Source organism: Streptomyces sp. NBC_00078 (genome assembly GCF_026343335.1).
Lineage (GTDB): Bacteria > Actinomycetota > Actinomycetes > Streptomycetales > Streptomycetaceae > Streptomyces.
Window position 1 is genome coordinate 1222650 of sequence record NZ_JAPELX010000001.1, and the last position, 11960, is coordinate 1234609.

Consider the following 11960-nt stretch of genomic DNA (forward strand, 5'->3'; position numbering starts at 1 on the left):
GACGGAGAATGAACAACCGCCGGGATACAGGATTCGAACACCGTGCTACGTTCGGCCCATGGCCGAATCTGTCGTACTGGATCCGGTGGATCTTCATCTGCTGCGGCTGCTGCAGAACGACGCCCGGACCACCTACCGCGACCTCGCCGCGCAGATCGGCGTGGCGCCCTCGACGTGCCTGGACCGCGTGACCCGGCTGCGCCGCGCGGGTGTGATCCTCGGGCATCAGCTGCGGCTCGATCCGGCCAAGCTCGGACGGGGTCTGGAGGCGCTGCTGTCCGTACAGGTCAGGCCGCATCGTCGGGAGTTGGTGGGGCCGTTCGTGGAGCGCATCCGGGTGCTGCCGGAATCCCGCACCGTCTTCCATCTGACCGGGCCGGACGACTATCTCGTCCATGTCGCGGTCGCGGACATGGCGGACCTGCAGCGGCTGGTCCTGGACGAGTTCACCTCGCAGCGTGAAGTGGCCCGCGTGGAGACCCGGTTGATCTTCCAGCAGTGGGACTGCGGACCGCTCCTGCCGCCTACGCCCTCGGCTCAATCCGGGTGACGTGCGACGCCCCTCGTATGAGGATGGACCGCATGTCACAGACCACGAACCCGCTGCCCCGCGCGGTCGCCGACGCGTATGTCGACGACCTCATCGCCCTCGACCCGGTGACCGGTACCTACCTCGGTGTGAAGGAGAGCTCGAGCAGGCTGCCCGATCTGTCGCCCGCGGGCCAGGAGGCGCTCGCGGAGCTGGCGCGGCGGACGCTGGCGCGGCTCGACGAGGCCGAGCGGCGGCCCGGCGCGGACAGTGACATCGAGCGCCGGTGCGGCCGGCTGCTGCGCGAGCGGCTGACCGCCGAACTGGCCGTGCACGAGGCCGAAGAGGGGTTGCGCGCCGTCGGCAACATGGCCACGCCCGCCCACTCGGTACGCGATATCTTCACCGTGACGCCGAACCAGTCCGAGGAGGACTGGGCGGCGATCGCCGCGCGGCTGCGTGCCGTGCCCGCGGCACTGGCGGGTTACCGCGAGTCCCTCGCCCTCGGCCTGGAGCGCAAACTGCACGCGGCTCCGCGCCCGACGGCCACGTTCGTCGGACAGCTCACCGAGTGGTCGGACACGGACGGCAAGGGCCGCGGCTGGTTCGAGGACTTCGCCTCGGCGGGCCCCGAGGCGCTGCGCGCGGAGCTGGACGAGGCGGCCCGCTCGGCGACCGCGGCCGTCGTGGAGCTGCGCGACTGGATGCGCGACGTGTACACGCCGGCGATCGAGGGTGCGTCGAACACCGTGGGCCGCGAGCGGTACGCCCGCTGGGCGCGCTACTTCAACGGCACGGACCTCGACCTGGACGAGGCGTACGCGTACGGCTGGTCCGAGTTCCACCGTCTGCTCGGCGAGATGCAGCAGGAGGCCGGGAAGATCCTGCCCGGCGCCGAGACCCCCTGGGTGGCGCTCGCCCATCTCGACGAGCACGGCAAGCACATCGAGGGCGTCGACGAGGTCCGCGACTGGCTGCAGGGTCTGATGGACCAGGCGATCGACGAACTGGACGGCACGCACTTCGAACTCGCCGAGCGGGTGCGGAAGGTGGAGTCGTGCATCGCCCCGCCCGGCGGTGCGGCGGCGCCCTACTACACGGCCCCGTCGGAGGACTTCTCGCGCCCGGGCCGTACTTGGCTGCCGACCATGGGACAGACCCGTTTCCCGGTCTACGACCTCGTCTCGACCTGGTACCACGAAGGCGTCCCTGGGCATCACCTCCAGCTCGCGCAGTGGGCGCACGTCGCCGGGGACCTCTCCCGCTACCAGGCCACCATCGGCGGGGTCAGCGCCAACGCCGAGGGCTGGGCGCTGTACGCGGAGCGACTGATGGACGAGCTCGGCTACCTCACGGACGCGGAGCAGCGGCTCGGCTACCTCGACGCGCAGATGATGCGGGCCGCCCGCGTCATCGTCGACATCGGCATGCACCTGGAGCTGGAGATCCCGGCGGACTCCCCCTTCCACCCCGGCGAGCGCTGGACTCCGGAGCTGGCCCAGGAGTTCTTCGGTGCGCACAGCAGCCGTCCGGCGGACTTCGTGGAGAGCGAGCTGACCCGCTACCTCACCATCCCGGGGCAGGCGATCGGCTACAAGCTCGGCGAGCGGGCCTGGCTGCTGGGCCGGGAGAAGGCGCGCGAGCGGCACGGCGACACGTTCGACCTCAAGGCCTGGCACATGGCGGCGCTCTCGCAGGGCTCGCTCGGCCTGGACGACCTGGTGGACGAGCTGTCCCAGCTCTGAGGCCGGGCCTGGTCCGGCTTGGATCGGGTCAGCGGCGGAAGCCGACCTCCGAGCCGATCACCTGCCCGTTACCCCGTCCGCCTCATCCGTGCGCGCCACGCGATGAGGCGGGCCGGGTCATGACCGACCATGACGGCCAATGCTCCGCCCCGGCGCACGCGATGGTCCGGGTCGCCCACGCGCAGTCGCCCGTACGGGCTCGCCCACGCGTTGTCGCCCGTACGGGGTCGCCTGCGTGGGGGGCGCTCATCAGCGCTCGCCTATCCCTGTTCGAGGCGCCGCAGCTGTACCAGGCCCAGCCAAGTCTCCGGCCCCGGCTGGACGTTGGCCGCGCGAACCGCGTACCTTCCCGCTGCCAGCTCGACTCGGAGGCAGTCGGTGCGGTCCGTTTCGCTGCCGGGCCACGCCGAGTCGAACAGCAGGACCGTGCCGGGCACTTCCCAGCGCATCTCGTGCTCCCAGTCGGCTGCGGCGAGGGCCGCCGGGACCCCGGCCAGGAGTTCGTCCTCGGAGCCGGCTGCCCACCACCGTACGAAGGTGCCGTGTTCCGGCAGGAAGGCGGTGGAGGCGGGTTCGTCGCCCAGGACCAGTGCGGTTGAGTCTCCGACCGGGAGCAGCCCGACGTACCCGTCGACCTCGCAGGCGCGGTCGTAGTCGGAGGCGTTCTCCTCGCCGTCGGCGCCCGCCCAGAACGGCAGAACCGTCTCCGGCACCGCAATCAGCGGCCCGCCACCCGACTCGACCCACTCCGCCACACCGGGTTCCGCGTATCGCACCATGGCGAAGTACGGTACACGCACAAGGAACCCACCATTCCAGAAGCGCCTGCGACCGCCGCGTAGTTGGAGCCGATCGGGCGGCCGAGTGCGACGGTGGTGGGCGTCCGCGACGCGCCGTGCGACGGACGCGGGGCGGGACCGAGGCGGTCGTCGGGCGTTCAGCAGCCACAGGCCTCCGTGTCCGTCGGTGCCGCACCGCCCGGTCGATGCGCCACCTGGAAGAGGTGTCGGGCAGGCTCGGCGCGCTCGGCTCGGTGACCACGAGCGTCGTCTACTCCTCGCCGCTGCCCCGACGCCCCCTCGGCCACTGACTCATCCGGCGCCGCGCTGCCGCAGCACGGAACCGGATCTGCCCTTCACGACCTCCAGTTGCGCATGGATCCGGCGTCTCAGGTCCGCCACATGGCTGACGATGCCGACGCTGCGGTCCCGCTCACGCAGGGAGTCGAGCACGTCCAGGACCTCGTCGAGGGTCTGGTCGTCGAGGCTGCCGAAGCCCTCGTCGATGAAGAGCGTGTCCAGGCGGACTCCGCCGGCCTCGTCGGTGACGACGTCCGCGAGACCGAGGGCCAGCGCGAGCGAGGCGAAGAACGTCTCACCGCCCGACAGCGTCGCCGTGTCCCGCTCGCGTCCGGTCCAGGCGTCGACGACGTGCAGCCCGAGACCGCTGCGGCCGCGTCCGGCCCGGTCGGCGGAGTGGACGAGGGTGTAGCGGCCGGACGACATGCGCTGGAGCCGCACGGTCGCCGCGGCGGCCACCTGCTCCAGGCGGGCCGCCAGCACGTACGACTCCAGGCGCATCTTCCGCTCGTTCTCCGCGGAGGTGCCCGCGGTGAGGGAGGCCATGCGTGCCACCCGGTTGTACTCCTCGCGCAGCGGAGCCAGGCGTCGTACGCTCGCGGCCGAGCGGGCGGAGAGCCGGTCGAGTTCGGCGCAGCGGCGGTCCGCCGCGTCCCGTGCGGAGGCCGCTTCGCGCAGCCGCTGGGCCGCATCGGCCGCGGCCCGTTCCGCCGATGCGAGGTCGGCGCGCGGCTGCTGGACGGCGGCCGCGGTGTCCGCCTCGGCGAGGACGGCGCGCACGGCGGCCTCCTCGGACTGCCAGGCGTCCAGGCGGTGTTGCAGCTCGCGGTGCGCGGCGGCGTCGAGGAGTGCCGTGGCCGCGGCCTGCGGGGTGTCGAAACCGGCCCGGTAGGCGGCGTCGGCGAGCCGGGCGTCGGCGTCCTTGAGCCGCTGCGCGGTGTCCTCCGCGGCCCGCGCGGTGTCGGCGCCGTCGGTGAGCAGCGCGACCCGCCGCTCCAGCTGCGCGGCCCGGGCGGCCACGCTGTCCGCGGTGCCGCGCGCCTGCGTCAACTCCTGTTCCAGCGCTGCCCGTTCGCGGTCGAGCCGCTCGCGGTGGCCCACCCGCGAGGCGGCTCTGACCGCTGCCTGCTGCCGCACCGCGGTCCGTCGCTCGTGCTCGTGCTCCGCCTGCCGCAGCTGCTCGCTCGCCGGGTGCAGTTCGCGGGCGGCAGCGCGTTCCCGGGCGTAGAGCCGCTCCAACTCCTCGACCTCTTCGGCGAGTCGGTCTGTCGGAGTGTCACCCGCCTCGGCCGTGGCGGCGGCCAGCGCTTCTCGTACGACGCCGAGGCGCCGCTCGTCCTCGGCGCGCTGTTCGTCGGCGCGCTGGAACGCGGCGAGGGCGCCCTCCTCCGCCTCCCGGTCGACGTGTCCGGAGACCTTGCGCGCGGGGGCGGGGTGTTCGGTGGCTCCGCAGACGGCGCACGGCTCGCCGTCGGTGAGGCTCGCGGCCAGCTCGGCCGCGATGCCGTTCAGCCGCTGTTCCTTGAGGTCGAGCCAGTGGGCGCGGGCCTCGGTCGCGCGTTCGCGGGATGCGAGAACGCGTGTCTGGGACTGGTCGGTGTCGCGGGCGAACTGGTCACGCCGGCGGGCCGCCCCGAGCCTGCGCTGCGCGGGCTCACGCTGCACGCCGAGCTGTTCGGCCCTCGTCGCGGCCTCCTGCGCGGTCTCGATACGGGCCTGCAGTCCGGAGCGGGTCGTCTCCCAGCCGTCGAGCCAGGCCTCGGCCTCCTGCAGTACGTCCTCGTCGGCGCGCTCCTGCCGGTCCAGGTCGGTGCGCTCGCGGACCAGTCCGGCCAGCCGCTGCTCGGCCCGGCGGGCGGACTCCAGCCCGCCGAGTTCCTCTGCGGTGCGGCGCGCGGCGGAGGCGAGCCCTGCGGCACCGGCGTCGGCGAGAGAGCCGTGCAACTCCTCGCGCGTGCCGACGTCACCGCGCGACTCCCGCGACGCCACGGGTCCGCTCGCACCGGTTTCGGCATCAGCGTCTCCCGGCAGCGCGGACCCGGCCGCCTCGGCGGCCACGTCACCGTTCCCCGCACCTGCGAACCCGGCCGCGTCGCAGGCAACATCCCGTGCCCCGGCAGACCCGGCCGCACCCACGTCCGGGCTCTCCGCTCGGGACACCGCGTGTTCCGCGCCGAGGGCCGACCGCAGCAGCGCACGCGCGCGTGTCTCCTCCTGAGCCGCGCGCCGGTGTTCCGTCTCGGCGGAGTCGCGCAGCTCCAGGGCAGGCGCCACCGCCTCGGCCTTGCGGGCCCGCTCCATGCGTGTCTGCGCCTGCCGGTGCGCAGCCGACCTCTCCTCCAGCCGCTCGGCACGCTCCCGTGCCTCGCCGAACCGCCTTTGCAGCCTTGCCAGTTCGCGGACGTCGCCCAGCGTGCGCTCGGCAGCCGCCTGCACGGACTCGGCCGCCATGAGGCGGCAGTGGGCGACGGTGAGCTGTTCGCGAGCGGTGCTGCGGGCGACCGCGGCGGCCGTGATCACCGCCTCGGCCAGCCCCGGCTCCCCCGGCTGGAGCTCCGGCAGCTCCAGGGCGCCGTCCGCCGCCTGCTGCATACGGTGCGCGTCGGCCAGCAGCGCGGCGTCCCCCTCGCGCACCTGGGCCTCGGCGGCACGCCGGCGCTCGGCGAGGCGCTTCTCGACCTCGGCGAAGCGGTGGGTGTCGAAGAGGCGGCCGAGCAGCTTGCCGCGCGCCTCGGCGTCGGCACGCAGGAAGCGCGCGAAATCGCCCTGGGGCAGCAGGACGACCTGGCAGAACTGCTCGCGGCTCATGCCGAGCAGCTGGGTGATCTCCTCGCCTATCTCCTGGTGCGAGCGGCTGAGATCCTTCCAGGCGCCGACGGCCGGGTCGTACTCGCGCAGCCAGCTCTGGGCCTTCTCCAGCGTGGTGCCCGAGCCGCGCTTCTTGGGGCGCTCCCAGGGCGGCTGCCGGGTGATCTCCAACCGGCGTCCCGCGACGGTCAGTTCGAGGGTCACGCCCGTGCGCGTGCCGGGTGTCGCGTGGTCACTGCGCAGGGCCAGGCCCTGGCCGCTCTGGCGTGCGCCCGGGACCGTGCCGTAGAGCGCGTAGCACACGGCGTCGAGGACGGACGTCTTGCCCGCTCCCGTCGGTCCGTGCAGCAGGAAGAGCCCGGCCGCCGACAGCTCGCCGAAGTCGACGCTCTGGGATCCGCCGAAGGGCCCGAACGCGGTGATGTCCAGCCGATGCAGCCTCACCGGGCCACCTCCCGCACGGCCTCGTCCGCGCGCACCGCGTCGAACGCGTCCCGCAGCACGCCCTGTTCGCGCTCGTCGGGTCCGGCGCCGCGCACATGGGCGACGAAGTCCTCGGCGATCTGCTGGTCAGTGCGGCCCGCGAGCCGCCTGGCGTACGACACGTCGGGGTCGTCCGGCGCCCGCTCGGGGTCGAAGACAAGGCTGAGGGTGTGCGGGAAGCGCTCGGTGAGCCGGGCCATGGGGTCGGCCGGACGGACCGGGTCGGTCAAAGTGGCCTCCACCCACGCCTCCTCGTGGCGGGCGAGCTCCGGATCGGCCAGCAGGCCCTCAAGGGTGCCCCGGATCCGGGCGAGCGCACGGGGCACCGGGCACTCGACACGCTCCGCGGCGACAAAGCCGTCGGCCCCGAGGTCGACGAGCCACATGCTCTTGCGGTGGTCGGTCTCCGAGAAGGAGTACGGCAGCGGGGAGCCGGAGTAACGCACGCCCTCGGTGATCGTCTGGCAGGCGTGCAAGTGGCCGAGGGCCACGTAGTCGACCCCGTCGAAGACTCCCGCGGGCACGGCGGCGACCCCGCCGACGGTGATGTCCCGCTCGCTGTCGCTGGCCTCGCCGCCGGTGACGAAGGCGTGCGCGAGGACGACGGACCGTGTTTTCCGCGGTCCACGCGCGCGGGTGGCGAGGTCGGCGCGGACACGGTGCATGGCGGCGGCGAGCACCGCCTCGTGGCCGGCCTTCTCCACCCCGAACTCGTCCTTCACGAGGGCCGGTTCGAGATACGGAAGCCCGTAGAAGGCAACGTCCCCGTGCGGGTCGGACAGCACCACCGGTGTCCCGCATGCCGAGGGTTCGGTCCGCAGATGGATGCCGGCGCGTCCGATGAGGCCGGCGCCGACCCCCAGTCGGCGCGCCGAGTCGTGGTTCCCGGAGATCATCACCGTCGGCACGCCCAGGCCGGCGAGGCGGTGCAGCACGTCGTCGTACAGCTCGACCGCGGCGATGGGCGGCACCGCTCGGTCGTACACATCGCCCGACACGACCACCGCGTCCACGCCGCGCTCACGCACGGTCGTGACGAGGTGGCCGATGAACTCGGCCTGGGCACCGAGCATGTTCACCCGGTGGAACGCCCGGCCGAGATGCCAGTCGGAAGTGTGCAGGAGCCTCATGATCCCCGACCCTAACGGCCGGGTCTGACATCACGGGTGGTTACTCCCGTATCGGCCCGTCATGAGCCGCCCCGTACCGGTCCGTTACATCCCTTTTCGCGCGGAACGTCAGGCGTCCCCGTAGGCCTCCCCGCCCAGTTCGAACCCCGCCGTGCCCGCCGTCACATCCGCGAGCCACGCCCGGAAGGCGTCCACTTCGGCGTCCGGCAGACCGACCTCGATGGTGACGGCCTCGCCGTAGCGGACGTCCCGCACGTCGCGTCCGGTCGAGCGCAGGTCGTTCTCCACCTTCCCGGCGCGCTGGTGCTCGACCGTGACCGTGGCCAGCCGGAACCTGCGGCGGGTGCGGGTGCCGACGGCGTCGAGGGCCTCCCCGACCGCGCCGCCGTACGCCCTGATGAGCCCGCCCGCGCCGAGCTTGACCCCGCCGTAGTAGCGGGTGACGACGGCGACGACGTACCTCATGTCGCGGCGCAGCAGCATCTGCAGCATGGGGGCGCCCGCGGTGCCGCCCGGTTCGCCGTCGTCGCTCGCCTTCTGGACGGAGGCGTCTGCGCCTACGACGTAGGCCCAGCAGTTGTGGGTGGCGTCCGCGTGCTCCTTGCGCACGCCCGCGACGAAGTCCCGGGCCTCCCGCTCGGTGGCCACCGGCGCCAGGGCGCACAGGAAGCGGGAGCGGTTGACCTCGGTCTCGTGCACGCCCGCGTGGGCGACCGTGCGGTACTCGTCCGGCATCCGGCCAGCCTATGCGGCGCGCCCGCTACGTCTTCCCGCTGCCCTTCCTGCCCCGCGGCACGATCACACTCGTCAGCAGTGCGGTGCCCGGGGCGAGCGCGTCCCAGGTGGCCCCGTGCCAGGCCAGTACCGCGATCGCCGAGGTCGGGAACTTCGTCCGCACCTCGTCCAGGGCGTGGTCGAGGCTGTCCCCCGCCAGTTCGAGGACGAGTTCCTCGAGGCCGGGGTTGTGCCCGACCAGGAGCAACGTCTCGACCTCGGGCGACACCTCGTGGACGGCGGTCAGCAGATCGCGCACGTCGGCGGCGTACAGCCGTGGGTCGGGGTGGACCGGCGGCGGCGTGCCCCACTGGGCCGAGGCCAGCTCCCAGGTCTGGCGCGTGCGTACGGCGGTGGAGCACAGGGCGAGGTCCGGCAGGCAGTCGGCCTCGGCGAGCGCCCGGCCTGCGGCCGGTGCGTCCCGGCGGCCGCGCGGCGCGAGCGGGCGCTGATGGTCCGCGACACCCTCGGGCCAGGCCGACTTGGCGTGCCGTAGCACCACCAGGCGGCGCAGTGGGCCCACTCCCGCGCGCGCGATCACGCCGGCGATCCCAGGTCGCGGGTGAGATCGAGGCCGAGCAGCCGGTCCGCGTGGGCGTAGGTCTCGAAGCGGGCGCCGTCCGGCAGCTCGGACACGGTCTCGACCCAGGTCAGCACTTCGAGCACGGCGGGGACGTCCAAGTCGTCCTCCCAGGCGGTGCGGAGGCGTGCGCGCGCCTCGTCGGGAATGGGCCGTGACGGCTGCCGCGCCCAGGAGGCGACCGCTCGGCGCCAGCGGGCGAGGGTCGCCCGGGCGTCGTCCAGGGCGGCGTCGTCGAGCCGCACCGGCATGCCGCGACGGTGGGAGAGCAGGGCCAGGCGCAGCACGTCCGGGGTGGCGCCCTCGATGATGCCGGGCACCTCCGAAACTGGAGCGACGGCGATCCGGACGCCCTCGGGTGTGGCGTCGCCCTCCGCCGCGACATGGAGGACCTGCGCCTCACCCAGACCGGGCCCGACGTCCCGCGTGTCCTCGAAGGGGCGGATGCCGAGCGTCACCACCCAGGCGCGCAGTTCCGCCTGCTCCCGCTCAGCGGTCAGCACCCCCCACACGGGAGTGCCGCCGAGCTCCAGGGCACGCGCGAGCAGGTCGGCGACCAGCAGCACGCGCAGGGACCCGGTGCCGGACCCGGGTACATGGACTTCGACCCGGGTCAGACCCCGCCGGGCCGGGGCGGCGTCGACGGATTCGCCGGTTCGGGCGTCGGTGATGCGCAGCACGGGCTGAGCCTAGGCGGGCGGACGGCCGCACGCAGGCATCCGGCACGAATTTCGGACACATTGGCGAAATTCAACAAGGTGCACGGGGGCCGGCTGCCGCACGCGCGCGCGTGCCGCAGCCTTCCCGCAGCAGGTCGTACCCGGGCATCGCCAACCCCCATCCGCGCGGCAGAGGCCGGGGAATCATCGTGCTCTCCCGGCCGTTGTCGGACGGGAGAGCAGATCCACGAGGCGCGGGGAGGCCCGGGTGTACGGCGACGAGGCAACGATTCGCAAGATCCTCACCGAGTCCGGCGACATCTGGGCCGTGGTGGGTCTGTCGTCGAACCGGGGGCGCGCCGCATACGGCGTCGCTCAGGTACTGCAGCGCTTCGGCAAGCGTGTCGTGCCCGTCCACCCCAAGGCCGAGACGGTGCACGGCGAGCAGGGGTACGCCTCCCTCGCCGACATCCCCTTCGAGGTGGACGTCGTCGACGTCTTCGTGAACAGCGACCTCGCCGGTCCGGTCGCCGACGAGGCGGTGGCGAAGGGCGCCAGGGCGGTCTGGTTCCAGCTCGGCGTGATCGACGAGGCGGCGTACGACCGTACGCGCGCGGCGGGCCTGGCCATGGTCATGGACCGCTGCCCCGCGATCGAGATACCGCTGCTCGGCTGACCGGGGCACCACGCGACGCGCGAGCCCGGTTCGACCGCCCCCTGTGCAGGAGCGGCTGGGCGCAGCGGACCGGCCGCCGCTCACAGAGGGCCCGCTGATCGAGAAGCGCGTCCTCGACATGCACAACTACGTCTTGGAACCGATGGCGTTCGGGCGCCTCTTCGTGGCCGGGGACGCCGCCCATCTCACCGCCCCCATCGCCGCGAAGGGCATGAACCTCGCCCTGCACGATGCCTTCCTGCTGCGCGACGGGCTCGTCGATTTCCTCACCAAGGGCGACACGTACCGGGCGGGCACCACGCCGGCCCGGCTGCGCCGCCTCTTCGATACCCCCGCGACGGCGGCCGCGTTCGCGGAGCAGTATCCCGGCGAGGGCTCCACGTCCTGACGGGGCGACAGAAGGCGCCGATCGCGCTACACCGTCCATAGGGCATCCAACGGGGGACGCTCACGGCACTGGCGGTGGTCGACATGCCTTTCCTGCAAGGAGACGTGAACGTCAAGCAGATCGACGCGACGCGGTGGCGTCTGATGGAGCCGGTGGAATACGAGGGCCGGGACGAGTCGTTCACCGTCCCTGCCGACTTCTGCACCGACTTCGCCTCGGTCCCGAGCGTCTTCGTGTGGCTGATTCCGCGATACGGCGTCTACACCAAGGCCGCGATCCTGCACGACTACCTCTGCGAAAGGCTTCCCGTGAGCCGCAGGGACGCCGACGGCATCTTCCGGCGTGCCCTGCGCGAGCTGGGCGTCTCGGTGCTGCGCCGGTGGATGATGTGGGCGGCCGTCCGGGCGGGCGGCCACTGGTCTGGTGCCGGGGTGGGGCAGGGGACGCTGTGGCTGCTGGTGGCGGCGCCCGCCGCGGCGTTCCTCGCGGTCCCCACGCTGATCGTGACCGTGTGGCTGGCCCTCTTCCTGGCCCTCGAATGGCTCGTGTACGCCGTCACCCCGCCCCGCGTCGCCCCTCCGGCCAACCGGCCCCGCTTCTCCGGCGCACCGAGCGCGGAGGGCGAGGCGGACAAGGGCGGCCTGCCGGGTGCCGCACCGGGCACACCGAAGGCGTGCGTACCGGATCCGGGCGGACCGGGAGAACCGGAGCCTGCGTGACCTCAGTCGTGCAGCGGCCGGTCGCTCAGCCGGTGGTCGGCGACCTTCAGCGCCTCGTCCACCAGCCGCCGCAGGTGTCCGTCCCGCAGTGAATAGATCACCCGCCGTCCCTCCTTGCGGGTGTTCACCAGACCCGCGAGCCGCAGCCGCGCCAGGTGCTGGCTGACCGCCGGCCGGGCCGCCCCGCAGGCCTCCGTGAGCGTCGTGACGTCGGCCTCGCCGCCGGTCAGGGCATGCAGCAGGGTGAGACGGGTGCGGTCACCGAGGAGCGCGAGGAGTTCGGCGGCGAGTGCGAACTGCTCCTCGCCCGGCGTACGCGGATGCGCATCGTGCGCAGGTGATAGGTGCATGCGTGCGCTCATACGCACATAATGGCCTCGTGGGCGCCGC

11 protein-coding genes and 2 pseudogenes are annotated in these 11960 nt (G+C 73.1%); 6 read left to right on the plus strand and 7 right to left on the minus strand.

Annotated features, from left to right (window positions below; translation table 11 throughout):
* The first annotated feature begins 58 nt into the window (after positions 1–58).
* The gene (locus OOK07_RS05640) at positions 59–550 is read left to right on the plus strand and encodes an Lrp/AsnC family transcriptional regulator (RefSeq protein WP_266677525.1); all 492 of its coding nucleotides are present in this window, start codon (positions 59–61) and stop codon (positions 548–550) included.
* 32 nt (positions 551–582) lie between these two features.
* Positions 583–2274, plus strand: coding sequence for a DUF885 domain-containing protein (locus OOK07_RS05645; RefSeq protein ID WP_266795295.1), 1692 nt, complete (start codon positions 583–585; stop codon positions 2272–2274).
* Between the two features lie 260 nt (positions 2275–2534).
* On the opposite strand, the gene OOK07_RS05650 is transcribed toward OOK07_RS05645, so the two are convergent.
* On the minus strand, positions 2535–3053 hold the full coding sequence (locus OOK07_RS05650; RefSeq protein WP_266677529.1) for an immunity 21 family protein: 519 nt from the start codon (positions 3051–3053) through the stop codon (positions 2535–2537).
* 197 nt (positions 3054–3250) lie between these two features.
* On the opposite strand from OOK07_RS05650, the pseudogene OOK07_RS05655 reads away from it, so the two are divergent.
* Positions 3251–3364 (plus strand): annotated as a pseudogene (locus tag OOK07_RS05655) (Lrp/AsnC family transcriptional regulator); the annotation flags it as partial.
* Between the two features lies 1 nt (position 3365).
* On the opposite strand, the gene OOK07_RS05660 reads toward OOK07_RS05655, so the two are convergent.
* The 5 genes from OOK07_RS05660 to OOK07_RS05680 all read right to left on the minus strand — a co-directional run bounded on the left by OOK07_RS05660 (position 3366) and on the right by OOK07_RS05680 (position 9808).
* Positions 3366–6605 (minus strand): AAA family ATPase, encoded by a 3240-nt coding sequence (locus tag OOK07_RS05660; protein WP_266795298.1) that lies wholly within the window; start codon positions 6603–6605, stop codon positions 3366–3368.
* The gene (locus OOK07_RS05665) at positions 6602–7774 is read right to left on the minus strand and encodes an exonuclease SbcCD subunit D (RefSeq protein ID WP_266795300.1); all 1173 of its coding nucleotides are present in this window, start codon (positions 7772–7774) and stop codon (positions 6602–6604) included. Before OOK07_RS05665 ends, OOK07_RS05660 begins: the two co-directional genes overlap by 4 nt.
* A gap of 108 nt (positions 7775–7882) precedes the next feature.
* Positions 7883–8509: a YigZ family protein gene (locus OOK07_RS05670; RefSeq protein ID WP_266795301.1), complete on the minus strand. Its 627-nt coding sequence runs from the start codon at positions 8507–8509 to the stop codon at positions 7883–7885.
* 25 nt (positions 8510–8534) lie between these two features.
* The gene (locus tag OOK07_RS05675) at positions 8535–9089 is read right to left on the minus strand and encodes a SixA phosphatase family protein (RefSeq protein WP_266795302.1); all 555 of its coding nucleotides are present in this window, start codon (positions 9087–9089) and stop codon (positions 8535–8537) included.
* Positions 9086–9808, minus strand: coding sequence for a hypothetical protein (locus tag OOK07_RS05680; RefSeq protein WP_266795303.1), 723 nt, complete (start codon positions 9806–9808; stop codon positions 9086–9088). The genes OOK07_RS05675 and OOK07_RS05680 overlap by 4 nt, the downstream gene beginning before the upstream one ends.
* A gap of 247 nt (positions 9809–10055) precedes the next feature.
* Between OOK07_RS05680 and OOK07_RS05685 the strand changes: the two genes are divergently transcribed.
* The 3 genes and pseudogenes from OOK07_RS05685 (at position 10056) to OOK07_RS05695 (ending at position 11570) form a co-directional block, all read left to right on the plus strand.
* Positions 10056–10463, plus strand: coding sequence for a CoA-binding protein (locus OOK07_RS05685; protein ID WP_266677550.1), 408 nt, complete (start codon positions 10056–10058; stop codon positions 10461–10463).
* A gap of 10 nt (positions 10464–10473) precedes the next feature.
* Positions 10474–10851: pseudogene (locus OOK07_RS05690) on the plus strand (FAD-dependent oxidoreductase); the annotation flags it as partial.
* 104 nt (positions 10852–10955) lie between these two features.
* Positions 10956–11570 carry a DUF1353 domain-containing protein gene (locus OOK07_RS05695; RefSeq protein ID WP_266677552.1) on the plus strand — a complete coding sequence of 205 codons (615 nt, stop codon included), beginning with the start codon at positions 10956–10958 and terminating at the stop codon, positions 11568–11570.
* Positions 11571–11572: 2 nt separating this feature from the next.
* Here OOK07_RS05695 and OOK07_RS05700 read toward each other — a convergent pair whose 3' ends face one another.
* On the minus strand, positions 11573–11932 hold the full coding sequence (locus OOK07_RS05700) for an ArsR/SmtB family transcription factor (RefSeq protein ID WP_266677554.1): 360 nt from the start codon (positions 11930–11932) through the stop codon (positions 11573–11575).
* Positions 11933–11960 lie beyond the last annotated feature (28 nt).

Excerpts from the sequence above, each read along its gene's own strand:
- OOK07_RS05670 (WP_266795301.1), bottom strand. The coding sequence starts at position 8,509 with ATGCCGGACGAGTACCGCACGGTCGCCCACGCGGGCGTGCACGAGACC.
- OOK07_RS05640 (WP_266677525.1), top strand. The coding sequence starts at position 59 with ATGGCCGAATCTGTCGTACTGGATCCGGTGGATCTTCATCTGCTGCGG.
- OOK07_RS05700 (WP_266677554.1), bottom strand. The coding sequence starts at position 11,932 with ATGAGCGCACGCATGCACCTATCACCTGCGCACGATGCGCATCCGCGT.
- OOK07_RS05645 (WP_266795295.1), top strand. The coding sequence starts at position 583 with ATGTCACAGACCACGAACCCGCTGCCCCGCGCGGTCGCCGACGCGTAT.
- OOK07_RS05650 (WP_266677529.1), bottom strand. The coding sequence starts at position 3,053 with ATGGTGCGATACGCGGAACCCGGTGTGGCGGAGTGGGTCGAGTCGGGT.
- OOK07_RS05665 (WP_266795300.1), bottom strand. The coding sequence starts at position 7,774 with ATGAGGCTCCTGCACACTTCCGACTGGCATCTCGGCCGGGCGTTCCAC.